Below are 24,153 nucleotides of genomic sequence, written 5' to 3'. Positions count from 1 at the left end.
CGCGGCGGACGGCCGGAGCAGCCGCCACCGTCACGTGGGCCGATCCAGCCGCCGGGCGTGCCGCAGCGCACTCCGCCGGTGGACCAGCTGGACTTCGACGACCTGCACGACACCCGGGCCACGAACGACGAGGAGTCCCTGCACAGGTACGTGAAGTGGTCCTGGCACAAGGTCGCCATGCGCATGGTGACGTTCGCCGGCGGCGTGGCCCTGTACCTGATCGCGGTGGTGGTCGTGCTGCGGGCGGTGCCGGGCGCCACGTCAGCGGATGCGATGAAGATCGCCGGGGCGGCGATCGCGGCGGGCTCCGGTGGGCTGGCGGTCAGCCACCTGCTGCAGCGCTTCCGCCGCCGGACGCCTCGGTAGACGACGACACGCCGGCCCGCGCCGCGGCCTCCTGCCCTGCCCGGCGCGGAACCCGGCGCAGCAGAGAGCCGGCCACGAGGCCGCCGAGCAGCGCGGCGAGCGGAGTCGTGATCAAGGCTGCGGTGACGCCCGCGCCGGGCGGCGCCAGCCGGGCGGCGAGCGCACCGGACGCCACGGCGACGGTCATGACGGCGGCGAGTCCGCCGAGCCTGAGACCGACCTGAAGAGCGGCGGCACCGGTCGTGGTGTGCACAGTGCCACCCTAGCCGGAGTCGATGACCGCGTCAGCAGGCGTCGTTCTTCAAGATCTGGAATTCGCCCGCCATGCGCAATCACGAGCGCAAGAATGATGATCTCGAGCCGAGAACAATACACCGAACGGGCGGCTCTGATCGGTCGCGAAATCCGTTACCATGCAGGTCTTACGTTCGGCTCGCGTGGGAAATGAGTACCCGTGTCGCAAGCGCCGCAGGACGCCCTGGTCGACGTGTTGTTGCAGGTAGACGCCATGTCCCAGGCAGATGAGCGGGACCTCGTGGTCGACTGGGCCACGGCGGCGCTGCGCCGCAAGCACACCCACAGGCGAAGCGCCGACGCACGCCTGGACCTATTGTCGCTGATCCATTCATTCGATGCACTCAGCGGCGGTCTGGCGGCTTTCACCAGCATCATTGCCGACCGGCACCCGTCAGAGCCGTCCGTGCGGGCCGCGGCCATGGCCCGGGAGAGCCGGGGGACGTCATTGCTGTCCGAACCGGACCGCAACGACCTGTGCCGGATGCTCGGCGCGGCCGGGACCTCGCCGGTGTTCGCGGCGTTGGGCGAGCTGTCGGCGGTGCCCGAACTCATGGACCTCAGGATCTGGGCCGACTGGCCCGCCGTGGTCCGCGTCATGGAGCGGCAGCCGGTGCCCGGCGACGGCGTGCCGCCCCTCCTCGCCTTCGTGCTGCGCCTCGCCCCCCTCTTGGACAGCGGCAGCGGCACTGCGCTGCAACGGTGGGCGACCAACGTCGCCGGCGGCCTCGGCGTGACGGAGGTGAAGGTCGGCCCGCCGGCCCTTGCCGACCGCGACGAGCTCACCACCTCGCGCCGGCGCTCCGCAGGCACCGGGCCGCTCAGGGGCAACCTGCCGCTGCAGAACCAGAACTTCACCGGCCGGGCCGCGCTGCTCGACCGCCTGGCGGAGACCCTCGCCTCAGGCTCCAAGGCGGCCGTGCTCCCACACGCGGTGCACGGCATGGGTGGTGTCGGCAAGACCCAGCTCGTCCTGGAGTACGTCTACCGGCATCTGGACGACTACGACCTCATCTGGTGGGTGCCCGCCGACGCGGCGTCCGGCGTCCTCGCGTCGCTGGAGCAGCTCGCGGGTCCGCTCGGCATCCGCCCCGCCGAGAACACGCAGCAGACCGCCCGACTGGTGCTCGACGCCCTCGCCGCGGGCAAGCAGAAGTGGCTGCTGGTCTACGACAACGCCAACGACCTCGACTCGATCGACGAGTACGTGCCGTCCACGGGCGGCGACGTGGTGGTGACCACCCGCAACCGGGAGTGGGCCGCGGTCGGCCTGTCCATCGAGGTGGACGTCTTCGAGCGGCACGAGAGCATCGACCTTCTCCGGCAGCGCACCAGGAACAGCATCGGCACCGCCGACGCCGACCGGCTCGCCGACCGGCTGGGCGACCTGCCGCTGGCGCTGGAGCAGGCGGCGGCCTGGCACCTGCTGACGAAGATGCCGATCAGCCAGTACATCGACCTGCTCGAGCGGCACCAGAAGGAGCTGCTGTCGGAGGGCAAGCCGGCCGGCTATCCCGCCTCGGTCGTCGCGTTCGTGACCCTGGCGACCGAAAGGCTGCGCACCGACAGCCCCGCCACGGCCCAGCTGCTGGAACTGTTCGCGTTCCTCGGCGGCGAGCCCGTCCCCGTGTCGCTGTTGCGGTTCGGACGGGACGCCGAGGTGATGCAGCCGCTGCGCGCGCTCCTGGGCGACCCGATCAAGATCAACCTGGCGATGCGCGACCTCAACCAGTACGGCCTGGTCAAGATCGACAATGGCCAGCGCCTCCAGGTCCACCGCCTCGTGCAGGGGGTGCTCCGCGACACGCTCGACGAGCAGCGCGCCGAGGGGACGCTCCGTAGCGCGCAGAATCTGCTGGCCCGGGCCAACCCGGGCGACCCGGACGAGCGGGATGCCCGCGCCGAACTGGATCGGCACCGCGAGATCGGGCCGCACCTGGAATCCGCCGACCTGATCCGCGCCGAGGGGATCGAGGCGCGGACGGCCGTCGTGGACCACATCCGGTACCTCTACAACGTGGGCGACTACGAGAACAGTCGCCGCTTCGCCGAGGAAGCCGTCAGGCACTGGCAGGCGGGTCCGGACGACCCGGGGTCCGGACCCGACGCCGAGCTCATCCTGCAGGCCCGCGCCCACGCCGCCAACGCCATGCGGGCGCTGGGTGAGAACGAGGCGGCGAACCAGCTGACCAACGACACCTACGACCGGATGAGACAGCTGCTCGGCGAGGACGCGAGATCGACCCTCATCCTCGGCAACCAGGTCGGGCAGGCCCTGCGCATCCGCGGCGACTACACGGCTTCGCTCCGCTTCGCCAAGCGGTCGCTGGAGCGCCACGAGGCGGCGCTCGAACGGGGCGAGTTCGACAGCGAGGACCCGTTCGTCCTGCGGGCCAAGTCCAACCTGGCGGTGGCGCACCGGATGGCCGGCGACTTCGCCGAGGCGGCGCGGCTGGACCAGGAGCTGGTGGACTACTGGGAAGGACGCGACCAGCTCGTCGCCAACTTCAGCGCGCTCTCGGCGTACATGAACATCGCGCGCGACTACTACGGGCTGGGTGCGTACAAAAGCGGGCTCGCCGTCCTGGACGGCTGGCGCGGTTCGCTGCTGAACCAGCGCAGCGCGAGCCACCGCCTCGTCCTGGTGTCCGGTCGCACCTACGGCATCATGCTGCGCAAGGACGGGCAGCTGCGCGAGGCGGCCGACGTGCTGAGCGAGAACCTGGAACAGACGCTGCAGCGGTTCGGACCCAACCACGAATACACCGTCGCCGTGCTGTCCAGCTATGGCAACGCACTCCGGCAGCTGGGCGACACGAGGGGGGCGGTCGAGCACAACGCCGAGGCGGTGCGCCGCTACCAGGACCACTTCGGCGCGGACCACCCACTCACCCTTGCGGCGCTCGTCAACGAAGCGGCAGCCCTGCGGGCCGACGGTGAGCACACCGCCGCCATGGCGCTGGACGCCCGCGCCTACGAGCGCCTCACCGAGGTGCTCGGGCCCGACCACCCGTTCACGCTCTGCGCCGGAACGTCACTGGCCACCGGGCACGCCCTGCACGACGAGCGCCCGGCGGCCCGGGCGCTGTCGGAGGAGATCGTGGAGCGCAGCCGGTCGAAGTCCGGCGGGCCCGACGAGGCACGCAAAGGCGCGGAGCACCCGTATCTGCTGGCGCGGGCCATCAACCTCGCCCACGACCTGCGGGCGGTCGGGGCGGTCGACGAGGCGCAGACGCTGCTGGAGAAGTCGCTCACCGGCCTGCGCCGCGCGCTCGGCGACGGCCACCCCGAGGTCGTGGCCGCAGAGCGCGGGGAGCGTCTCGAGGCGGACATCGAAGCGCAGCCGACCTGAGGCCGCGGGTCAGGCCGGGTTCGCCGTGAGCCACCGCTGGTAACGCTCGCTGTGCCGCTGGGCGGCCAGTCGCGCCACCGCGCCGTCGACCGGCACCGTGAGCAGCCCGTCGGTGAACCGCCGCAGGTGCGTCACGAACAGCTCGCCGGCCGGGGTCAGTGCCCCTGACGACGCCACGGTCTCCAGACTCCGGTCGACCTGCAGCCGCGCGTCCGCGAACTGCTGCTCGGCGGTGTCCGCGACGCCTTCCGCCGTGCGGAGTGCGCGCCAGGTGTCAGCGACGCCCGCGAACGCGTAGACGCCCTGCAGCAGGCCCCCCAGCGGGCGGGGATCGGTCCGCCACGGCGCGAAGTAGCGTCGCCCGTCGTCCGGGCGGGTCAGTGGAGTCAGCTCGTGCAGGGCGCTGAGCTTCGCGTGCTGGTACTCGTGGACCAGCGTGACCGCGAAGTCTGCGGCGGTCGGCGGCCGGGTCAACCCGAACGCGCCGAACACGTCCCGGATGGTCGCGCTGCGGGACGAGCGGCGGTCCCCCTGCAACGGCACGAGCGCGCGCAGCCCCACCCCGATCTCCGCGGCCCGGTGCGGCATGCGGTCCGCCAGCAGCCGCCAGGCCCCCGCGAACAGCTCGTGCCATTCCGCGAACTCCGCCTCGGACAGCCGCGGCGTCGGAGGCGCGTGATAGCCGTGCCGATACGGGTCGACGTCGTCCAGCGCCACCTCGATCGCCAGGTCCCCCAGCACCGCCCGCAGCCGCCGGACCGGCTGCCAGCCGGCCGCGTCCGCCCCGTCCGGCGGCACCGGGACGAGGCCGTGGCCACTGTCGACGGACACGACTCCGCCGGTGGCGGCCAGTCGTGCGCTGCCGCCACCGACCACCAGCCGGCCGAGGCCCGGCACGGCGACCGCGCCGTCGCGGACCGGAACGCGGGCCTCGGCGTCGATCCCCGCGGCCGCGCAGGCGACCACGGCGACCGCACCCAGGTGCCCGAAGTCGGCCCGCCCGGCGCGCTGCTGTCCGGCCATCCGGCTGACGATCGCCGCCCAGGCCCCGACCAGCGGCGCGCCCAGGACGCCCGCGGTCGCGTCCGGCCCGGCGGCACGGGCGGCCTCCAGCGCCGCGACCAGGGCGTCACGTTCGGCCGCCGGCCCGGGCCACTGCCGCAGCACGCCGGCGATCAGCAGCAGATGTCTGCTCAACTGCGCTTCGACGAACGCCCGGGACGCGGCTGGGCCGCCGATGCTGCGCGCCAGCCCTCGGAACAGCTCGCCGGAGAGCTGGTGGTAGCCGGTCATCCGGCAACGGGCGCGCCGGTGAGCGCGCGTGCGGCGGCACGGACCCTGACGAGCGCGTGCTCGATGAGCCGGCGCAGGTCTTCGCAGTACACCGACGGATTGCGGAATCCGGCCCCGGGGCGGAACCGGTGCGCGTAGTGGCCGCCGCCGCACACGCGACGCACCGGGCAGCCGGTGCACTGCTCGCCGAGCGCGGCCAGGCCGATCTGACGGGCGACCACTCCCGGGTGGGTCAGCGCGGCATCGAGGTCGTCGCAACCGACGTGCAGCCCCGTGGCGCATGCGCCGGGGTAGGCGGACTTGAGCGCGTCGACCTGTTCGATCGCGCCGTCGGACTCGACCACGATCATGGCCGCGGGACTGAGCCCGACCTGCTCCGACCGGGACGCCCCGCCGAGCAGGAGATCGACGAGGCTTTCGAACAGCCGCACCGGCACCGGCGCCGGGTCCTCGTACCAGGCGTCGAACGCGCCGATCAGCCAGTCCCCGAACACCGTCGGGGCGTCGGCGCTCCGGCGCGGCGGCGCGCCCCAGTTGGCGTGCGGCAGGAGGAAGTCCATCGCCGGCGGGTTGAACGCACGGAGACGCCGATAGCATGCGACCGGGTCGGTGTCGGGCGCGACCGTGCACAGCAACCCGCCGAACGCGGCCCGGTGCTCGGGTCGCGCCAGCAGGTCCAGCGACCGGCTGACCGCGGCGAACGTGCCCTTGCCGGCGTGGGTGACGCGATGCCGGTCATGGGCCTCGGCGACACCGTCGACGCTGACCGCGACGGTGATGCCATGACGGCACAGCTCGCGCACCGCGCGTTCGTCGAGCAGGACGCCGTTGGTCTGCATCCCGACCCGGAGCTCGCAGCTGTCCGGGAGCGCCGCGCGCAGCCCGGCCGCCAACCGGCCCAGGCGAGCGGCGCCGAGCAGCATCGGCTCACCACCGTGCAGAATGACCCGGATCCGGCGCAGGTCGTGTGCTCGCACGTGCTCGCCGACCCGTGCCGCGGCGGCGGTGAACACCTCGTCGGGCATCCTTGCCGGACGGTTCCGCCAGCTCTGATCCGCATGCTCGTAGACGTAGCAGTACGAACATGCGAGATTGCACCGCTGGTGCACTTTCAGGATCACTTCGTGGAATGGTGTCGGCCGCCAGCCGGCGGCCAGTAGGGCCGTCACATCGAGATCGCGGTCCGGCCAGACAACGGTCATGCCTCGGCGATGAACGAGCCGAAGGCCGACAGAACGCTGTTGGGATCGCTCAGGGAGCTCTGCAGCCGCCGCATCGACCGCACGAGTGGTGAGTCCTCGGCCGCGTCAATCATCGCCGTCAGCGAAATGTCCGAGACATCGACGACAGCGACATCCTGCGATGCATTCTCCGGCATTGTTCCATACCCCCCGGAACGACCCCTGCAATAGCGGACGACGACCTCATGGAGGATCGCAACCAGAATCTAAAGCAGCATTGATCAAGATCCGGGCCGGTCACCCAGCTTTTGACAAAGCTTGCCAATGCGTCGTGACAAACAAAGTCAGGCAAGGCAGGTCGCGGCTGACGCGGATGCCCCGGTGCCGCCACGCCCGGTCGCTCGTTGGGCGGTACGGGCGCCACGACATCACTGGAGGGCCGGATGCGGCGACGGGTTGTGCTCACCGGGGCCGCCGGGATCGGCGTCGCCGCGGCGGTGGCGGCCGGTGGGGCGCGCTTCGTCGACGTGCGGTCCGGCGGCGGGCTGCCGTCCGCGGCCCGCGTGGGGTTCGGGGACCTGGGGCGACTGCTCGGAGCGGACGGCGGGGACAAGCCGGTCGTGCCGGACGCGCCCGTCGGCGACGAGCGGCTGGAGCGGTTGGTGTCGGCCGCGCGGGGCAGGAGCGTCGACGTCTACACGTGCGTGCCCGCCGGGCACGGCGACGGGCGCGGGCTGCCCGTGTGCCTGGTCCTGCACGGCGGGTCGAAGACGGTCCGGGACTTCCCGGCCATGGGTCTCGGCCGGTTCCTGACCGCGGCCGTCGCGCAGGGAGCGCCGCCGTTCGTGCTGGCGGGGGCGGCCGGTGACCGCCTCGGCTGGCGGCCTTCGGGGGCCGACGACCCGCAGCGGATGGTGCGCGAGGAGGTGCCGCGGTGGTGCGCCGGGCGGGGGTTCGACACGACGCGGATCGCGATGTGGGGCTGGTCGATGGGCGGGGCGGGGGCGCTGCTGCTCGCCGAGGCGTTTCCCGGGTTCGCGCGGGCGGTCGCCGCGTTCTCGCCGGCCGTCGCGCCCGGGGACGCCGTCTTCGCCGGCCGCGACCGGCTGCGCGGGACACCCGTCGGCCTCTGGTGCGGCCGCGACGACCCGCTCTACCCCGACGTCCGTGCGCTGCACCGGAAGCTGCCTGAGGCGCCCGTCGCCGGCTCGTACACCGGCGGCAGGCACAACTTCGGGTACTGGAGCACCGTCGTCCCGGCCGCGTTCGCGTTCGTCGCGGGCCGGCTCACCTGACGCTGGTAGGGACAGCCCCACCACGGCGCCTGAGGGAGGCGGGACGCGGAATGAGGGGGTCGGCGGGCATGTGCGGGGCACCCCCGGATTGGGACCGTGGACGCATCATCAGCCCTCTTCGTGGAGTCCACCATGACCGGTCCGCAGCCCGTCCGATGGCACCGTCCGCTGCTGTGGTTCGCGGCGGCGATGGGTGTCCTCGCCCTCGTGTCCCTCGTCGGGATCTTCGTCGACGACCGGCTCGTCGTCGGCAGCCCCACCTGGCTCAAGCCGTTCAAGTTCGCCGTTTCCATGGGTGTGTACGCGGTGACCCTGGCGTGGCTGCTCCGGGCCGCCCGGCGCGGCCGGCGCACCGGCTGGTGGGCCGGGACGGTCGTCGCCGTCGCCGCCACCGTCGAGATGGCCCTGATCGTGCTGCAGGGGGTCCGGGGCCGGCCCAGCCACTTCAACAACTCCACCCCGTTCGACGAGACCGTGTGGTCGCTCATGGGCAACCTGGTCGTGGTGCTGTGGACGGCCAGCCTCGTCGTCGCGATCGTGGTCGCCTTCCAGCGCGGCGGCGACCCGGTGCTGAAGTCCGCGGCCCGGCTCGGCTTCACGCTGTCGCTCGCCGGGATGCTGGTCGCGTTCCTCATGACGCAGCCGACCGCCGAGCAGGACGCGGCCCTGGACCGGGGCGAGACGGTCGGCATCATCGGCGCGCACAGCGTCGGCGTCGCCGACGGCGGTCCGGCGATGCCCGTCACCGGCTGGTCGACGACCGGCGGCGACCTGCGCGTCGCGCACTTCGTCGGCATCCACGCCCTGCAGGCCCTGCCGCTGCTGGCGCTCCTGCTCGCCGCCGCCGCCCGGCGCCGGCCGTCCTCGGTGCCCGGTGAGCAGCGGGGTCGGCTCTCCTCGGTGCTCGGGGAGCAGCGGGTCGCGCGGGGGCTCGTGCGGGCGGCGGCGCTCGGGTACGGCGGCCTCATCGCCCTGCTCACCTGGCAGGCGCTGCGCGGCCAGCCGCTGCTCGACCCGGACGGCAGGACGCTGCTCGCCGCCGGCGTCCTCGCGGTGACGGTGCTGTGCGCCGCCGGGATCGCCCTGCGCGGTCGCGGCAGGACACCGATCGAGGAGAAGTCCCCGGCTATCGTCGGGGCGTGACGACAGACGATCTCGAACTGGCCATCGCCGCCGCCGAAGCGGGCGCGGCGGTGGTCCGTTCGCGCTTCGGGACCCGCCTGGACCGGTTCGCGAAGGGCGGCGGCGACTTCGCCACCGAGGCCGACATCGAGGCGGAGCGGGCGATCCTGGCGGTGCTGCGGGCCGCCCGGCCCGGCGACGCCGTGCACGGCGAGGAGTCCGGCCGCATCGGCGGCGGCGACCGCACGTGGCTCGTCGACCCCTTGTGCGGCACGCTCAACTACGCGGCCGGCGCGATGCTCGTGGCCGTCAACGTGGCGCTGCGCACGCCCGCGGGCACCGCCGTGGCCGTGTCCGTGGACCCGTTCGCCCGGGAGACGTTCTCGGCGGCCGCCGGGGTGGCCCGGGTACGCCGCGACGGGGTGGAGGCGGACCTGGTACCGACGTCGCAGTCCGCTCTCGTCGACGTGAACCTCGACCCGCCGTTCCCGAACGGTCCCGCCTTCCACCCGGCGCGGCTCCTCGCGGATCCGGGGTTCGGCGAGCGGTTCCGGCCGCGGGTCGTGTCGAGCACGCTCGCCGTCGCGTGGGTCGCCGCGGGCCGGCGGGCGGCGTACGTGACCGACGGCGACCTGCGCGACAGCGTCCACTTCGCGGCCGGGATCGCGCTGTGCGAGGCCGCCGGCTGCGTGGTGACCGGGCTGCGGGGGCAGCCGCTGCACACCGGGGCCGGCGGCCTCGTCGCCGCCGCGGATCAGCGGACCCACGCGGCGCTGCTCGACCTCATCGAGCGGCAGTTCCAGCGCTGACGAGCTCCGGCTCGACCGCCGGCGGCTCCTCGCCGCGCAGCCGGGTGCCCTCGACGTCGACGTCGGGCAGGAGGCGGTCGAGCCAGCGCGGCAGCGCCCAGGCGCGGCGGCCCAGGAGCGTCATGACCGCCGGGACGAGGGTCATCCGCACCACGAACGCGTCGAAGAGGATGGCCGCGGCGAGCGCGAACCCGATCGACTTGATCATTGCCTCGGGCGACAGGATGAAGCCGGAGAACACGCTGATCATGATGATCGCGGCGGCGGTGACGACCCGGGCGCCGTGGCTGAACCCGTTGACGACGGCGTCCTTGGGCGCGGCGCCGTGCACGTGCTCCTCCCGCATGCGGCTGACGAGGAACACCTCGTAGTCCATGGCGAGGCCGAACACGATCCCGATGAGGATGACGGGGAGCAGGCTGACGATCGGGCCGGTCTGCTCGACGCCGACGAGGTCGGCGAGCCAGCCCCACTGGAACACGGCGACGACCGCGCCGAACGTGGCGGCGACGCTCAGCAGGAACCCGGCGATCGCCTTCAGCGGCACGAGCACCGAGCGGAACAGCAGCGTCAGCAGCAGGAACGCGAGCACCACGATCACCGCCAGGTACGGCCCGAGCGCCGACCCCATCTTCGCCGAGATGTCGATGTTGACGGCGGTGGTGCCGGTGACGGCGAGCGCGGCACCGCCGGACGGCGGCAGCGCCCGGATGGCGTGCACGAGGTCGGTGGTCTGCGCCGCGTCGGGCGCGGTCGCGGGGATCACCTGCAGGATGGCCGTGTCGCCGGCCGGGTTGAGCGCCGGCGGGCTGACGGTGACGACGCCGGGCAGCTGCGCGATGCGCGCGGCGGCGGCGGTCGCGGCGGCCTGCGGGTCGGGGCTGGCGGCGGCGTCGACGACGACCAGCAGCGGGCCGTTGAAGCCGGGGCCGAAGCCCTCGGTGAGCAGGTCGTAGGCCTTGCGCTGGGTCGTGGCGGGGCCGGCCATGTTGTCGCCGGGCAGGCCGAGGCGCATGTCGAGGACGGGCATGGCGACGATCCCGAGGCCGAGGACCGCGGCGACGAGCGTCAGGACCGGCCGCCGGGTGACGAGCGCCGCCCAGCGGCGGCCCATGGTGCCGTTGCCGTGCCTGCGGGCGGCGACGCGGCCCTTGGCCACCCGGTCGCCCGCGAAGCCGAGCAGCGCCGGCAGCAGGGTGAGGGCGATGAGCACGGCGACGATGACCGCGCCGGACGCGGCGAGCCCCATCTGGGTCAGGACCGGGATGTTCACGACGGCGAGGGCGGCCAGGGCGATGACGACCGTCAGCCCGGCGAACGTGACCGCGGACCCGGCGGTGCCCACGGCCCGCCCCGCCGCCTCGGCGGGCGACCGGCCGAGCGCGACCTCGTGGCGGAACCGCGAGACGATGAACAGCGCGTAGTCGATGGCGACCGCGATGCCGAGCATCAGCGCGAGGGTCGGCGTGGTGCTGCTGAGGTCCACGAAGCCGGTCACGATCTGGATGCCGGCCATCGCGGCGCCCACGCCGAGCAGCGCGGTCAGCAGCGGCAGGCCGGCCGCGACCAGCGACCCGAGGGTGACCAGCAGGACGAGCGCGGCGATGAGCAGGCCGATCACCTCGCCGATGCCCTGCTCCGCCGGCGCCTGGAGGGCGTCGCCGCCGATCTCGACGGTCAGGCCCGCGTCGCGTCCGGCGCGGGTCGCGTCCACGAGCGCCGTCCGGTCGGCGTCCGTCAGGCCGATCGGCTGCACGGTGTACGTCACCTGCGCGTACGCGACGGTCCCGGCCTGGTTGACGGTCCCCCGCAGCGGGTCGGAGACGCTGGCGACCCGCCCGCCGGCCTTCAGCGCGGTGACGGTCCGCTCGACGGCGGCGGCGTTGCCGGGGTCGGTGAGCTTCTGGCCGGCCGGCGCGGCGAACACCACCCGCGCCTGCGCGCCGCCCGCCCCGGCCTGCGGGAAGCGCTGCGCGAGCAGGTCCTGCGCCTCCTGCGCCTGCGTGCCCGGGATCTCGAACGAGCCGGCCGTCGGGCCCGACAGGGTCGCCGCGCCGACACCGAGGGCCGCGATCAGCGCCAGCCAGAGCACGAGGACGAGCTTCCGGCGGCGGAAGCTCAGCTTCCCGAGCCGGTACAGGTAGGTTGCCATGCCGACCACGGTCCCGGGCGGCGGCCCGGAAAGCGTCGTCCCGGCGCAGACACCGGGCTACCACGGGCGTGGTAGCCGCCCGGGTGGTGGCTACTGCGGCCAGACGACGCCGCCGCCGCGAAAGGCCGCGTACGGTGCAGAGCATGGACGCCAGCGAGACCGCGCTCACCAGGGTGTGGAGATACGCGGCGGGCAGGCCACTGCTGCTGGACATGCTGCTCGCCCTCGTGCTGGCGTTCGCCGTGCTGCGCGCCGCCGCCGACGACCGGGCCACCAACGGCGACGTGATCGTCGCGGGCGTGGCGTTCGTCGCCGTCCTCATCCGCCGGCTGCGGCCCCTGGCGGCGCTCGGCATCGCCACGTCCGCGACCATCGGCGCGATCCTGCAGGGCGTCAGCAACCCGGGGCTGATCGTGGCGCTCGGCGTCATCACGTACTCGATCGCGGCGCACACCGACCGGCGCAAGGGCTGGGTGTGCGCGCTCGCCGCGTCCGGGTTCGTGTACCTGACGGGCCTCATCGTCGCCGCCGAGGACTGGTGGCGGGGCGAGACGCTCGGCATCTTCGCGTGGATCTTCATGGCGGCCGCGGTCGGCGACGCGGCCCGCACCCACCGCGCGTACGTCGCCGAGGTCGAGGAGCGCGCCCGCCGGGCGGAGCAGACCCGCGAGGACGAGGCCCGGCGCCGCGTCATGGACGAGCGGCTGCGGATCGCCCGGGAGCTGCACGACGTCGTCGCGCACCACATCGCGGTCATCAGCGTGCAGGCGGGCGCCGCCGCGCACGTCCTGCAGCGCCGGCCGGACCAGGTGGGCCCGGTCCTGCACCACATCCGTGAGGCGTCCGACACGGTGCTGAAGGAGATCCAGTCGGTGGTCGGGGTGCTGCGCGGCGCCGACGAGCGCGAGACCACCGAGCCCGCCCCCGGCCTCGCGCGGCTGCCGGAGCTGCTCGCCACGCTGGAGACGACCGGGTTCCCGGTGCGGCTCCGGCAGGTCGGGGAGGCGCGGGAGCTGCCCGCGATGGTGGACCTCGCGGCGTACCGCATCGTGCAGGAGGCCCTGACCAACGCCCACCGCTACGGCGACGGCTCGGCGCAGCTCCTCGTCGAGTACACCCCGGACGACGTGGTCCTCGAGGTCAGCAACCGGATGCGGGCGGCCGCGCAGAAGGGCGCCGGCTACGGGCTGCTCGGCATGCGCGAGCGCGCCACGGCCGCCGGTGGGAGCGTGACCGCGTGCCCGGTCGGCGCCTCGGTGTTCCGGGTCCACGCGGTCCTGCCGGCGGAGCAGGCGTGAGCATCCGGGTGCTGCTCGCCGACGACCAGGCGCTGATCCGCGCCGGCTTCAAAATGATCATCGACTCGGAGCCCGGCTTCGAGGTCGTCGGCGAGGCGGCCGACGGGCGGGAGGCCGTGGACCTGGCCCGCACCGCCCGCGCCGACGTCGTCCTCATGGACATCCGCATGCCGCGCATGGACGGCCTCGAGGCGACCCGCCGCATCGGCGCCGACGACAACCTGGCCGGCGTGCGGATCCTCGTGCTCACCACGTTCGAGACCGACGACAACGTGGTCCTCGCGCTGCAGGCGGGCGCCAGCGGGTTCCTCGGCAAGGGCGTCGCCCCCGCCGACCTGCTGCACGCGATCCGGGTGGTGGCGGGCGGCGAGCAGCTGCTGTCGCCGCGGGCGACCCGCGGGCTGGTGAGCCGCTTCCTGACCAGCCTGCGGCCGGACGCCGACGGGGCGCTGCCGGCGCTGGACCTGCTCACCGACCGGGAGCGCGAGGTCCTCGTCCTCGTCGCGCACGGCCTGTCCAACGACGACATCGCCGAGCGCCTCTTCGTGTCGCCGCTGACCGCCAAGACGCACGTCAACCGGGCGATGACGAAGCTGAACGTCCGGGACCGGGCGCAGCTGGTGGTCCTCGCGTACCAGAGCGGCCTGGTCCGCCAGGGCGACCCGCTGCCCGACCCGCCCAACCGCTGACGGCCGGGTCCGTGTCACCAGCCGATGCGGGCGAGGGCGAGGGCCACGAAGCCGCGCAGCGCCCGGTCGTCCCAGCCGGGCACGTCGGGCGGGAGCGGCCCGTCCGGGTCGGCGGCGACGGCGAGCATCGTCAGGGCGGGCTCCGGGGTGGCGGCGCGGTGCCGGTACGCCAGCGCGATCGCCGCCGTCAGCGCCACCTGCCGATCCGGATGGCCGAGCCGCCGCCGGAGGTGCGCGTCGACGGCCGGGTCGTCGACCGGCAGGTGGGCGAGGGTCAGGTTGGCGGCGGCGCTCACCGTCGCCAGCAGCGCCGCCACCGCCAGCGGGGTGGGCGGGAGCCACGCCAGGAGCCCGGCGGCCAGCTCCGCGACCGCCGGGTCCGCGTCACCCACCCAGCCGGTGACGGTCCCGGCGTGAGCGGCGAGGGCGTCGTAGGCGTCCCGGGCCCAGCGGTCGGCTCCCGCGTCGCCGGCCTCGTCGTCGCCCGCCTCGTCGTCGCCGGTGAGCCACAGGTTCAGCCGCAGCAGCTGCTCGTCGGTGACCCTGTCCGCCGCCGGGTACGCGGCGCGCGCGTCGAACGGCAGGGCGTCGTCGCGGTGGTCGCCGATCGCCACCCTCCTGAGCATCCGCAGGAGGTCGGCCCGCTCCGGGGTCGCCGGGTCGTCGGCGAGCGCGACCAGGAACGGCACGACGACGGCGCTGGCCTGCCACCGGGTGCCCTGGTGGTACAGGTGCGCGGACAGCTCGTTGCGGGCCCGGCCGCGGGTCTCCGGCTCGGCCGCCGTCAACGCCTCCAGCAGGGCGGGGACGTGCTCGGAGGTGCCGTCGCAGCCGTACACCCGCTCCCAGGCCACCCCGGTCACGCGGGGTAGTAGCCCTCGACGGCCGCCCGCGCCGCGTCGAGCAGGGCCGGCCCCTCCTGAGGGACCTGCGGGAAGCCGCCGGCGGGCTTCAGCGCGTCGAGCTGCCCGGCGGACAGGGCGTACACGACGCGGCCGAGGCCGGAGCGGTCGATGGCGCCGGTGCACATGCCGCAGGGCTGGCAGCTGGTGTACATCGTGGTGGCGGCGGCGTCCTCGGCGGTCAGGTGGCGCGCGGCCCAGCGGGCCAGCTTCAGCTCCGGGTGGGCGCTGATGTCGTCGTCGGACAGGACCGTGTTGTGCTCCTCGGCGAGGACCCGGCCGCCGGCGACGAGCAGCGACCCGAAGGGCGCCTCACCCGCCGCGCGGGCCTCGGCGGCGATCGCGATCGCCCGGCGCAGGAACCGCTCGTCGTCCGGTGTCACGACGCCTCCGGCAGGGTCATGGTGCCGCGGGCGACGACCAGGCCGGAGCCGCTCACCCGGACGCGGGGCCCGGCGACGGTCACGGTGATCCGGCTGGGCCGGCCCATCGAGTGCCCCTGCTCGACGACGACGGTGACCTCGCCCGGTGCTGCGTGCTCGCCCGCCAGCAGCGCGGCGAGGGGGCCGGCGGCGGTCCCGGTAGCCGGGTCCTCCGCGATGCCCATCGCCGGGTTGAAGAACCTCGCGTAGGCCGTGGCGTCCCTGTCCACGGTGTCGCCGGTGTACAGGTAGCAGCCCTCGCCCCCGACCTGCCGGAGCGCGGCGGTGAGCCGGGCGTCGTCGGGCGCGGCCCGGTCCACGGCGGCGCGGTCGCGGACCGGCACGAGCAGGTGCCCCGCGCCGGTGGAGACCACTTGGGCGGGCCGGTCGGCGACGAGGTCCTCCTCGCGCAGCCCGAGCGCGGCGGCCAGCCCGGCCCGGTCGCTGACGACGGCGCCGAAGACGGGCGGCGACTGTTCCATGGTCACCACCACCCGCCCGTCGTCGGTCCGCACGTGTACGGGCAGCACGTCCTCGCCGATCTCCTGCGTGAAGTCGCCACCGCCGTCGAGCCCGCCCGAGCCGGCGAGCCACAGCCAGGCGCCGAGGGCGTTGTGGCCGGCGCCGTACACCTCCTCCCCCGTCGGCGTGAAGGACCGCAGCCGCCGCGTCGCCCCCGGCCGCGTCGGCGACTGGACGAACGTGGTCTCCGACTGGTTGAACTCGCGGGCGATCGCCCGCATCTGCGGCTCGGTGAGCCCGTCGGCGTCGGTCACGAGGGTGAGCGGCGCGCCGGTGAGCGGGGCCGAGGCGAACACGTCGACATAGACGAACGAGGTTTCAGGCACACCTCGACGCTACGGCCCGCCGCCACCCGGGTGGAGGCCGTTTGTGCGGCATCGCGGGCGGTTCGCCGCAGGATCTGCGGTAGCCTGCCGCGATGACCGCACCCGGGCTCGACGAGGTGGACCGGCAGCTGCTCGCGGCGGTGCAGCGGGACGCCCGCGCGTCCCTGACGGCCCTCGCGGCCGCGATCCACCTGGGCGTGTCCGCGACGCGGGCCCGCCTGCGCGGCCTGGAGGAGCGGGGCGTCATCACCGGCTACACGGCCAGGGTCGACCCGGTCGCCTGCGGCCTGCCGCTGCGCGCGGTCGTGCGCATGAAGGTGCACGGCGCCCTGTACGACAAGGTCGCCGCCGTCCTGGACCGCGAGCCGCAGATCGTGCGCTGCGTCCGCGTGACCGGCGAGGCGTGCTACGTCGCCGAGATCGTCGCCGCCGACATGCCCGACCTCGCCCGCATCACCTCCGAGCTCGCCCGCGTCGGCTCCATCACCACCGACATGGTCTACGAGGTCGTCACCGACCGCGCGATCCCGGCCCGTTAGGTCTGGTCTTCCCGGGCGAGGCGGCGGCGGCCGGCGAAGCCGAGGTCTGCGCGGTGATACCAGGCGAGGTCCCGCTCGCCCTCCAGCCAGCACAGCAGCACCGGCACCCCGTCGAGATCGGACGGGAAGTCGAGCAGCAGCGGCGCCACCCCCTTCAGGTGCACCCCGCTCTGCTGCACCTCGGTCACCAGCTCGTCGAACCTGGCGGACCTGGCCTTCCACTCCGGCAGCCCACCCAGCGTCGTCGCGGCGCCGCCGGGTGCGAGCGCGGCCGCCAGCTCCGCCGCGTCCGCCCGCACGGCGACGAGCTCGTCGAGCAGCGGCCGGAGCTGGGCGAGCGCCGCCCGCGCCGCCGCCACTGTGTACAGACCCATGTGCCAAGTCTGGCACCGCCCACCCGCACCGGGTGAGCCGGACCGGGTCAGCCCGCGCCGGCCGTGTCCGGCGTGCGGGAGTGGTCGCCGGCCCGGGCGCGGACCACGACGACCGGGCGGTCGGACTTGTGCACGAGGGTGTCGGAGGTGCTGCCCAGCAGCAGCTCGCTGAGCTTGCGGTGCCCGTGCGCGCCGACCACGATGCCGGGGCTGTCGTGCTCCCGGGCCACGCGCAGCAGCGTGTCGGCGGGGGTCAGGTCGTCGGCGACGGCGAGCGCGGTGGCGGCGGTGAAGCCGGCCTCCCGGGCGAGCTGCGCGCCCTGCCGGGCGGTCTGCTTCGCCGACTCGTACGCGGCCTCGTCCATCTCGGCGGCGCTGCGCAGGTCCAGGGCGGCCGGTGGGAGCTCGAAGCCCGGCACGGGCAGCGTCATGGGTTCGAAGCGCCGCCCGGCCTCCCACACCGTGACGACGAGCGCCGGCTGCGGGCCGAGCAGGTCCGCCGCGTCGCGCACCGCCTGCCGTGCGGCCGAGGAGCCGTCGAAACCGAGGATCACCGGTCCTCCTGTGGTCACCGTTCCCACCGTACCGACGGATCCACCGCCCGCCGGGTGAGCCCGAGGTGGTCCGGCTCCTCGCCCGGGAAGCCGCCGACCGCGCGCTCGTCGACGCGCTCGCCGGCGGCCGCGAGTGGCGCGCGGGCGACCCGGTGCCGGAGCTGACCGTCACCGGCCCGGGCCCCGGCGGCGGCACGCACACCGTCGCCGCCCCGCTCACCAGCCGCGACGGGGTGCCGCTGCCGCCGGAGCAGTACGCCGCCCTGGCGGCGGCCTTCGGCACGAACCCGGCCGCCGCCGACGCGGTCGCATGGCTGCGTCGCTCGGCGGCGGCCCGGGTCGCCGGGATCACCCCCGCACTGTCCTGACGGAGAGCTTGGGGTCGGCGGCGATCGACGCCTCCGAGTAGCGGCAGTCGCGCAGCTGCTTGTTGCGGAACAGCAGCGTCTGGTCGGTGTAGTTGGGCGAGTACGGGTCGGTGGACTCGCTGTAGGTGAGGATGCAGCGCGCCGACGGGCCCGAGGACGTGTACGCGAGCGTCAGCAGGAAGCTGGTGCCGTAGTTCACGACGTACCCGCGGTCGGTGAGGTCGCTGCCCTCGGCGAAGGTGCCCGGGTTCATGAACGGCTCACGGGACGAGCCCGGGAACGGTTCGTACTGCGCCATGTTGGCGATGCCGACGTTCTCCGTCGAGCCGGGCACCGGGATCCGCTGGCCAGCCTTCACGGTGTACTGGACGGACTGCAGCTGCACGTTCAGCGGCAGGCCGACGGCGCGCATCCGCAGCATCGCGCGGGCGAGCCCGGTCAGCAGCGGCGCCGGGTCGGCCGGTGCGCCGCGCGGGGTGCGGCCGGGGTCCGCGGGGTTGAACGCCACGCCGAACAGCGGACCCGCGGTCGTGAGCGCGTCGGGGTGCTCGGCGAGGACCGCGCCGATCGTCTCCCGCCACAGCACCGCGCCGCGGCTCGGCAGGTCGAACAGCCGGTCCCAGGCGGCGAGCGCGGCGCAACCGGCGCTGATGTCGACCGGCGTGCCGTCCACGTTCACGGGCCGGGTGCCCTGCGCGCGGCAGGACGCCACCGTGTACCCGGCGAGCTCCGCGGCCGTCAGCGAGTCGCCGGAGAGGATGGCGGTGCCGAGGCCGGCGAGGTCGAAGCGGGCCGTGCCGTTGATGAGCCGCAGGTTCTGCCGCGACCGCGCCGACAGCGGCGTGCCCTCCGAGCCCTGCAGCGGCGAGAAGCCGGTCAGGAACACGTTCTGGTTCGGCACCCAGTGGCTGTCGTTGGAGTTGAAGACGTAGTCGCGCCGCTGCAGCTGCGGCTGCTGGGCGAACGGGATCAGCCCCGGCGAGCGCGCTCCCGGCTGCACGACCCATGCGTTGGCGCTGTCGCTGCCGTTCAGCGCGCCGAGCGGGTGGTTCGCCATCTCCGTCAGCGACGCCACGGACAGGTTCGGCGTCGGCGACGAGTCGGTGTACCAGGCGTTGCCGGCCGAGTCGGTCGCGATCGTGTTCACCCACGGGATGCCCTGGTCGCGGCCGATCGACGCGCGCAGGCTCGCGACGTCGGTGGCGCGGGCCATGTTCATCCACACCCGCAGCAGCCGGTCGTTGTCGATGTTGGCGTCGCGGTACGTGTACGCCGTCGTCGCCGTCCACCCGAACGCCGGGTCGATCGCCGACAGGTCCAGCACCGGCCCGTACCGGGTGAACCACATGGTGCGGGTGACGGTCTGCAGCGCGCCGCCCTGGTTGACCCGGATCGTCACCTGCTTCGACGTCATCGCCTCGGGCTGCCCGTCGACGAGGTACGTGGTCGGCGAGCCGGGGACGAGGTCGACGGAGTAGAACGTGAAGCGCGACCCCTCCGCGACCGTGTGCGTCCACGCGACCTTGTCGGTGAAGCCGATCTGCACCCCGGGGATGCCGCCGAGGCTCGCGCCGTACACGTTGAGACTCCCGGGGACGGTCAGCTGCGACTCCCAGAACTTGAGCTCGCCCTCCCACGGGAAGTGCGGGTTGCCGACCAGCATGCCCCGCCCGGTCTGGGTCTTGTCCGCGCCCAGCGCCCAGCCGTTGCTGGACAGGGCCTTCTGCTGCCGCAGCGCGGCCAGCCCGTCGGTGGTGACCTTCGGCGCGATCGCGAGCGCGGCGCTCACGCTCCCCGGCGGGGTGGCCGAGGCGATCGGGGCGAGCAGCGCGCCGCCGCTGGCCAGGAGCGCGATGTCGCGCTGGTACGCGAGGACGTCGACCGCGGAGATCGGCGCGATCCACGGCTGGCCGGCGCACCAGCCGGGCACCCTGGCTGGGCCGGCGGCGGCCAGGAACGCGTTGAAGCCGCGCACGTAGCCGTTGAGCACGTCGCGCTCCTCGGGCTGCAGCCTGGTGAGCTGCTCCCGGGCGCGGTCGACGAGGCCCAGCGACTGGTACGCGAAGTCGGTCGCCAGGTTGGCGCCGTCAGGCCCGGGGCCGAACCACCGCGACCGCTCGCTGCGGACCTTGACGACCTGGTCTGCGAGGTCGCAGAACCGGTCCTCGGCGTAGGCCCAGCCCTGCCCGAACGCGGCGCCGCCGACGCTGGTGGCCAGCACGTGCGGCACGCCGTAGCTCGTGCGCCTGATCACCGCGGTGTAGGCCCCGGAGGTGACGGTCTCCGCGGCGGCCGCGCCGGCGGGCACGCCGACGAACGCCGTCGCGAGCAGGCCTGCTGCCGATAACGATGTGAAGATCCGACGGACGCGGTGCACGGCTCCTCCGATGTGACGCAGCTGATTGACGGTGGCTCGAATCTGCGCTTTTCACCATGTGCAAGAAGACGCGTTTCAATGACGAATGCGGCGTTTCCCCCGGTCGCCGGGGGTGCGCGACACGTCAGGCCACCATATTGCAATCAGTGACCTTTGTACTACCGTCAATGCCGGATCTATCGAGATTCGCTGATCAACTCGGAAATTGATCGAATTCGCCGGTCCGCCGGTTCATGCTGGGCGGGTGGCCTTGCCGTCCAGCCACAGGGTGTCGCTGTCGTCGCGGTGGTTGCCGGTCGTGCCGACGTGCTTGCCGGGGATCTTCGGGCCGTTCTTGATCACGTGGACGAGCGCCATCGCGTGGCCGCGCCCGAGGTCGAAGTCCGCCTTCAGCCAGTCGACGATCGCGCCGGCCTTGACCCCGGGCGCGTCGAGGCCCCGGTCGGCGGCCAGGGCGAGCAGTTCCCGCGGGGTCTTGCCGGTCTTGGTCTCGATGTTGTCGAGGTACGCCTGGAACGACATGTCGGTCTCCTCTGTCACCGGCACGCTCACCGTGCCGCTACAGACGCGTCGAACGGCTCGCCGCGCTTTCGACATCCGCCCCGGAACTTTTTCCCCGGCCTCAGTCGTCGAGGTCGACCCCCTTCGCCACGGCCAGGGCGACCGCCTTCCTGGCCTGCTCAACGTCCGTGACGACGGGGGTCAGCAGCTTCGACAGGGCCTCGAGCGCGCCCCGGTCGGTCCCGTACGCGCAGAACATGCCGGCCTCCGGGTCGTAGGAGAACCGCCCGCCCAGGTCCGGCGCCTCGACGCTCACCAGCAGCCGCGCGATCGCCGCCCAGAAGTAGCCGTGCGGTTCGTGCCCCAGGGACTCGAGGGCGGTGTCGACCGGGGTGCTCCCGGCGTTCAGCAGCAGCGAGTACTTGCCCGGCGACGTCTCGATCAAGCGCAGAGGGTTCATCCGCACATCCTCGCAGGCGCCACCCGCGGGGTCAGAAGAGCTCGGCGAGCAGGGCGGCGGCGCGGGCGGCACCGTCGGCCGGCACGGCGCGGTAGGCGACCGGGCGGTCGATCTCCTCCGCGATCGCCGCCGCGAGCGAGTCGGGGGTGAGGGTGTCGTAGTCCATCCGCCGCCCGGCGCCGTGCCGGCGGAGCCGGTGCGTGACGTGGAACTGCTGCTCGAAGTGGTTGCGCAGCGGCACGTAGATGAACGGCCGCCCCGCCGCCGTCAGCTCCATGCACGTCGTGAGCCCGCCCTGCACCACCGCCAGGTCGCACGCGGCGAGGTGCCGGTCCAGCCCCGGCACGTACGGCAGGACGTCCAGGCCCGGCGGGGCCGCCACCGTGGCCGGGTCGATGCGGGGGCCGGCCACCAGGATCATCCGCAGGCCCGGCACCCGCCTGGCCGCCTCCGGGAACGCCGCGGCGACGAGCCGGAGCAGGTGCCCGCCGACCCCGGACCCGCCGACGGTGACCACGCAGACCCGCTCGCCGGGCCGGTACCCGAGCGATGCCCGCAACGCGCCCCGCTCCTCTCCAACTGCCGCGCCGGTGACGTAGCCGGCGTAGTCGTAGTGCTCGTCGGTCCAGTCCCGGATGCGGGGCAGTCCGGGCCCGAACGGCTCGTCGATGACGTCGCCGGGGTCGCCGACGAAGATGGACCGGTCGCGCAGGCGCGGGTACCGGTCGATGTGGCCGATCATCTCGGCGTTGTAGTCGGCGGCGACGAGGGCCTCCCGTTCGCCGCCGGACGGCATCGGCAGGAAGCCGACGAAGTCGGTGAGCCACGCGTACGCCGAACGCTTCAGCTCGGGGTTCTCGTGCAGGAAGTGGTCGACGTCCCACGCCTCGTCGCCGACGACGAGGTCGTAGCGCTCCGACTCCAGCAGGTCGTGGAACACCATGAAGTTGGCGACGAGGATCTCGTCCATCCTGCGCAGCGCCTCGAAACAGTGCAGGTCGTGCTCGCCGGACTCGCTCTCCACGTGCGCGGACTCGTTGGCCAGGAAACGGCTCGCGGGGTGGACGCGCTCGCCCGCGTCGGCGAGCATCCGGGTCACGGGGTCCTGGGTGAGCCAGTCGATCTCGACGCCGGGCCGCAGCTCGCGCAGCTTCGCGGCGATGGCGAGGTCGCGCCGGGCGTGGCCGAGACCGATCGGCGAGGACAGGTAGAGCACCCGGCGGGGCCGGGACTGCCAGCGGCACCATTCGCGGCGGGCCGGCGCCGCCGGGCGGAACCGCTCGGCGAACCCACGCACCAGCAGGTTGACCTGGACGGGGTCGCGGGCGAGCGGGATGTGGCCGCCGCCGTCGATGACCACCAGGTCGCCGCCGGTGAGCTCGGCGAGCGCCTGGCCGCGGGCCGGCGGGGCGACGCGGTCGTCGCTGCCGTGCAGCACCAGCACCGGGCCGCGCAACCGGCCGCACCAGTCCTCGATCTCCTCGCGCCCGGGCCGGTCGGCCTGGCTCTCGACGTCGAGCACGGCCCCGGTGGTTTCGAGGGCCCAGGCGACGCCGTCCTCGACCTGCTTCGTGGAGTGCGGCTCGCTGAAGCACTGCCCCATGAAGAACCAGGCGAAGTCCTCGTACCGCGACCGCCAGTACCGCCGGTTGTACTTGCGCCAGTGGCTCGCCGGGTCGGCGCCGAGCCGGGGCACCGCCGACGGTGGCAGGTCGGGCGCGGTCCGGTCGTCCAGCCCGCCGGAGGCCGCGCGGGCCTGCGAGAGCGGCGTGAGCGCGATCGAGGCGCCGATCGCGACCGTGCCGTGCACCCGCCCGGGATGCTCGGCGGCGAGCTCCAGCGCCCAGTTGACCGCGCGGGACAGCCCGACGACGACGGCCTGGTCCGTGCCGGTCGCGTCGAGCACGGCGAGCGCGTAGGCGACCTGCGCCGCCTGCCCGTACGCCCGCGGGGTCAGCGGCCGGTCGGACCGGCCGTTGCCGGGCCCGTCGTACGTGACGACGCGGAAGTGCCGGGCCAGGTACGGCACCTGCAGCTTCCAGACCCGCTTGTGCACCAGCGTCCACGTCGGCAGCAGCAGGATCGTCGGGCCGCCGGCGCCGTGCACCTCGAAGTGGACCTTGACGCCGTCGTGCTCGACGAACCCCTCGGCGTCGGCCTGTCGCGCCCGCATCGCCCGTACCCCTTCCTCAGCTTCCTCAGCGCACCGGGCGGGGCACGAAGCGCGGCACCCGGCGCAGGTAGTCCTCGTAGGGTTCGCCGAGCTGGACGCGCAGGTCGCGCTCCTCCAGGCGGACACCCACCATGATGTAGCCGGTCGACGCGAGGGCGAAGACCAGGCGCCCGACGCTCAGGTCCGGCGCCGCCCAGAACGCGATCAGGAAGCCGACCATGAGCGGGTGCCGGACGAGCCGGTAGACGAGCGGCTCGCGGAGGCCCGGCTCGGCGTAGTGCCGGTCGCGGGCGCGGGCCAGCACCTGGCGCAGGCCGAAGAGGTCGAAGTGGCCGACGGCGAACGTGCTGAACACCAGGATCGCCCAGCCGAGCGCGTAGACCGCCCAGAGGACGCCGCGGGCCCAGGCCGGGCCGACGGACCAGACGGTGGTGGGCAGCGGCTGCCACTGCCAGAACAGCAGGACCAGCACCGCGGTCGAGGCGAGGACGAAGGTGCTGCGCTCGATCGCGGCCGGGACGAAGCGGGTCCACCAGCGCTTGAACCACGGGCGGGCCATGACGCTGTGCTGGACGGCGAAGAGCGTCAGCAGCGTCGCGTCGACGAGCAGCGCCCGCCAGGCCGGGCCGGCGGTGCCGTCGTCGATGCCCTTGGGCACGCCGACGCCGGCCAGGAACCCGATCGCGTAGAGCAGCGCGGCGACGAAGGCCAGGTAGGCCGCCGCGCCGTAGCCGACCACCGAGATCTTGCGAATCATGGTGCCACCTCCCTTGTTCGGTCGACC

General features: G+C 73.8%; 24 protein-coding genes. 9 read left to right on the top strand and 15 right to left on the bottom strand.

Annotated features, from left to right (window positions below; genetic code table 11):
• The first annotated feature begins 78 nt into the window (after positions 1-78).
• The gene (locus tag AB0J72_RS13675; protein ID WP_363398400.1) at positions 79-366 is read left to right on the top strand and encodes a hypothetical protein; all 288 of its coding nucleotides are present in this window, start codon (positions 79-81) and stop codon (positions 364-366) included.
• Here AB0J72_RS13675 and AB0J72_RS13670 read toward each other — a convergent pair.
• Positions 323-619, bottom strand: a complete 297-nt coding sequence (locus AB0J72_RS13670; protein ID WP_363398398.1) for a hypothetical protein — start codon at positions 617-619, stop codon at positions 323-325. The genes AB0J72_RS13675 and AB0J72_RS13670 overlap by 44 nt on opposite strands.
• A 201-nt stretch (positions 620-820) precedes the next feature.
• On the opposite strand from AB0J72_RS13670, the gene fxsT reads away from it, so the two are divergent.
• Complete coding sequence (gene fxsT, locus AB0J72_RS13665) at positions 821-4,012, top strand: FxSxx-COOH system tetratricopeptide repeat protein (RefSeq protein ID WP_363398396.1); 3,192 nt, start codon at positions 821-823, stop codon at positions 4,010-4,012.
• 9 nt (positions 4,013-4,021) lie between these two features.
• Here fxsT and AB0J72_RS13660 read toward each other — a convergent pair whose 3' ends face one another.
• Genes AB0J72_RS13660 through AB0J72_RS13650 form a run of 3 tightly spaced genes read right to left on the bottom strand, consistent with a single transcriptional unit; the run spans position 4,022 to position 6,683 of the window.
• Entirely contained in the window at positions 4,022-5,305 is a 1,284-nt protein-coding gene (locus tag AB0J72_RS13660; RefSeq protein WP_363398394.1) for an HEXXH motif domain-containing protein, read from the bottom strand.
• Positions 5,302-6,507, bottom strand: a complete 1,206-nt coding sequence (locus AB0J72_RS13655; protein WP_363398392.1) for an FxsB family cyclophane-forming radical SAM/SPASM peptide maturase — start codon at positions 6,505-6,507, stop codon at positions 5,302-5,304. Before AB0J72_RS13655 ends, AB0J72_RS13660 begins: the two co-directional genes overlap by 4 nt.
• A complete protein-coding gene (locus tag AB0J72_RS13650) occupies positions 6,504-6,683 on the bottom strand; it encodes a hypothetical protein (RefSeq protein ID WP_363398390.1) in 180 nt (59 codons plus the stop codon). The genes AB0J72_RS13655 and AB0J72_RS13650 overlap by 4 nt, the downstream gene beginning before the upstream one ends.
• A gap of 246 nt (positions 6,684-6,929) precedes the next feature.
• On the opposite strand from AB0J72_RS13650, the gene AB0J72_RS13645 reads away from it, so the two are divergent.
• The 3 genes from AB0J72_RS13645 to AB0J72_RS13635 all read left to right on the top strand — a co-directional run bounded on the left by AB0J72_RS13645 (position 6,930) and on the right by AB0J72_RS13635 (position 9,712).
• Positions 6,930-7,781: an alpha/beta hydrolase-fold protein gene (locus tag AB0J72_RS13645; RefSeq protein WP_363398388.1), complete on the top strand. Its 852-nt coding sequence runs from the start codon at positions 6,930-6,932 to the stop codon at positions 7,779-7,781.
• Between the two features lie 132 nt (positions 7,782-7,913).
• Entirely contained in the window at positions 7,914-8,924 is a 1,011-nt protein-coding gene (locus tag AB0J72_RS13640; RefSeq protein ID WP_363398386.1) for a hypothetical protein, read from the top strand.
• Positions 8,921-9,712, top strand: coding sequence for an inositol monophosphatase family protein (locus tag AB0J72_RS13635; protein WP_363398384.1), 792 nt, complete (start codon positions 8,921-8,923; stop codon positions 9,710-9,712). Before AB0J72_RS13640 ends, AB0J72_RS13635 begins: the two co-directional genes overlap by 4 nt.
• Here AB0J72_RS13635 and AB0J72_RS13630 read toward each other — a convergent pair.
• The gene (locus tag AB0J72_RS13630; protein WP_363398382.1) at positions 9,687-11,864 is read right to left on the bottom strand and encodes an MMPL family transporter; all 2,178 of its coding nucleotides are present in this window, start codon (positions 11,862-11,864) and stop codon (positions 9,687-9,689) included. The two genes, AB0J72_RS13635 and AB0J72_RS13630, sit on opposite strands and share 26 nt — an antisense overlap.
• A 143-nt stretch (positions 11,865-12,007) precedes the next feature.
• Between AB0J72_RS13630 and AB0J72_RS13625 the strand changes: the two genes are divergently transcribed.
• Together AB0J72_RS13625 and AB0J72_RS13620 are read left to right on the top strand one after the other, a co-directional pair.
• Positions 12,008-13,162: a histidine kinase gene (locus AB0J72_RS13625; protein ID WP_363398380.1), complete on the top strand. Its 1,155-nt coding sequence runs from the start codon at positions 12,008-12,010 to the stop codon at positions 13,160-13,162.
• On the top strand, positions 13,159-13,851 hold the full coding sequence (locus tag AB0J72_RS13620; RefSeq protein WP_363398378.1) for a response regulator transcription factor: 693 nt from the start codon (positions 13,159-13,161) through the stop codon (positions 13,849-13,851). The genes AB0J72_RS13625 and AB0J72_RS13620 overlap by 4 nt, the downstream gene beginning before the upstream one ends.
• A 14-nt stretch (positions 13,852-13,865) precedes the next feature.
• Here AB0J72_RS13620 and AB0J72_RS13615 read toward each other — a convergent pair whose 3' ends face one another.
• From AB0J72_RS13615 to AB0J72_RS13605, 3 genes are read right to left on the bottom strand one after another with little or no spacing between them, the layout of a single operon-like run.
• On the bottom strand, positions 13,866-14,714 hold the full coding sequence (locus tag AB0J72_RS13615; RefSeq protein WP_363398376.1) for a hypothetical protein: 849 nt from the start codon (positions 14,712-14,714) through the stop codon (positions 13,866-13,868).
• Positions 14,711-15,136 carry a nucleoside deaminase gene (locus AB0J72_RS13610; RefSeq protein WP_363398374.1) on the bottom strand — a complete coding sequence of 142 codons (426 nt, stop codon included), beginning with the start codon at positions 15,134-15,136 and terminating at the stop codon, positions 14,711-14,713. Before AB0J72_RS13610 ends, AB0J72_RS13615 begins: the two co-directional genes overlap by 4 nt.
• The gene (locus AB0J72_RS13605; RefSeq protein ID WP_363398372.1) at positions 15,133-16,023 is read right to left on the bottom strand and encodes a PhzF family phenazine biosynthesis protein; all 891 of its coding nucleotides are present in this window, start codon (positions 16,021-16,023) and stop codon (positions 15,133-15,135) included. The genes AB0J72_RS13610 and AB0J72_RS13605 overlap by 4 nt, the downstream gene beginning before the upstream one ends.
• A gap of 92 nt (positions 16,024-16,115) precedes the next feature.
• Here AB0J72_RS13605 and AB0J72_RS13600 point away from each other — a divergent pair, with 92 nt between their 5' ends.
• Positions 16,116-16,562 carry an Lrp/AsnC family transcriptional regulator gene (locus AB0J72_RS13600; RefSeq protein WP_363398370.1) on the top strand — a complete coding sequence of 149 codons (447 nt, stop codon included), beginning with the start codon at positions 16,116-16,118 and terminating at the stop codon, positions 16,560-16,562.
• Here AB0J72_RS13600 and AB0J72_RS13595 read toward each other — a convergent pair.
• A complete protein-coding gene (locus AB0J72_RS13595) occupies positions 16,559-16,936 on the bottom strand; it encodes a DUF2203 domain-containing protein (RefSeq protein WP_363398368.1) in 378 nt (125 codons plus the stop codon). The two genes, AB0J72_RS13600 and AB0J72_RS13595, sit on opposite strands and share 4 nt — an antisense overlap.
• A 47-nt stretch (positions 16,937-16,983) precedes the next feature.
• Positions 16,984-17,508, bottom strand: coding sequence for a universal stress protein (locus AB0J72_RS13590; RefSeq protein WP_363398366.1), 525 nt, complete (start codon positions 17,506-17,508; stop codon positions 16,984-16,986).
• Between the two features lie 47 nt (positions 17,509-17,555).
• Here AB0J72_RS13590 and AB0J72_RS13585 point away from each other — a divergent pair, with 47 nt between their 5' ends.
• Positions 17,556-17,858, top strand: a complete 303-nt coding sequence (locus AB0J72_RS13585) for a hypothetical protein (RefSeq protein ID WP_363398364.1) — start codon at positions 17,556-17,558, stop codon at positions 17,856-17,858.
• Here AB0J72_RS13585 and AB0J72_RS13580 read toward each other — a convergent pair.
• The 5 genes from AB0J72_RS13580 to mddA all read right to left on the bottom strand — a co-directional run bounded on the left by AB0J72_RS13580 (position 17,839) and on the right by mddA (position 24,126).
• On the bottom strand, positions 17,839-20,235 hold the full coding sequence (locus AB0J72_RS13580) for a penicillin acylase family protein (protein WP_363398362.1): 2,397 nt from the start codon (positions 20,233-20,235) through the stop codon (positions 17,839-17,841). The genes AB0J72_RS13585 and AB0J72_RS13580 overlap by 20 nt on opposite strands.
• A 231-nt stretch (positions 20,236-20,466) precedes the next feature.
• Entirely contained in the window at positions 20,467-20,775 is a 309-nt protein-coding gene (locus tag AB0J72_RS13575) for a DUF4287 domain-containing protein (RefSeq protein WP_363398360.1), read from the bottom strand.
• A gap of 82 nt (positions 20,776-20,857) precedes the next feature.
• The gene (locus AB0J72_RS13570; protein WP_363398358.1) at positions 20,858-21,196 is read right to left on the bottom strand and encodes an Imm51 family immunity protein; all 339 of its coding nucleotides are present in this window, start codon (positions 21,194-21,196) and stop codon (positions 20,858-20,860) included.
• 31 nt (positions 21,197-21,227) lie between these two features.
• Positions 21,228-23,369 (bottom strand): alpha/beta fold hydrolase, encoded by a 2,142-nt coding sequence (locus tag AB0J72_RS13565; RefSeq protein ID WP_363398356.1) that lies wholly within the window; start codon positions 23,367-23,369, stop codon positions 21,228-21,230.
• 25 nt (positions 23,370-23,394) lie between these two features.
• Complete coding sequence (gene mddA, locus AB0J72_RS13560) at positions 23,395-24,126, bottom strand: methanethiol S-methyltransferase (protein ID WP_363398354.1); 732 nt, start codon at positions 24,124-24,126, stop codon at positions 23,395-23,397.
• Positions 24,127-24,153 lie beyond the last annotated feature (27 nt).

It is taken from the genome of Dactylosporangium sp. NPDC049742, from assembly GCF_040674675.1.
GTDB classification, from domain to species: Bacteria; Actinomycetota; Actinomycetes; order Mycobacteriales; family Micromonosporaceae; genus Dactylosporangium; species Dactylosporangium maewongense.
The sequence above is the reverse complement of the archived record's forward strand: the minus strand, read 5'-3'. Positions and strand labels throughout refer to the sequence as shown.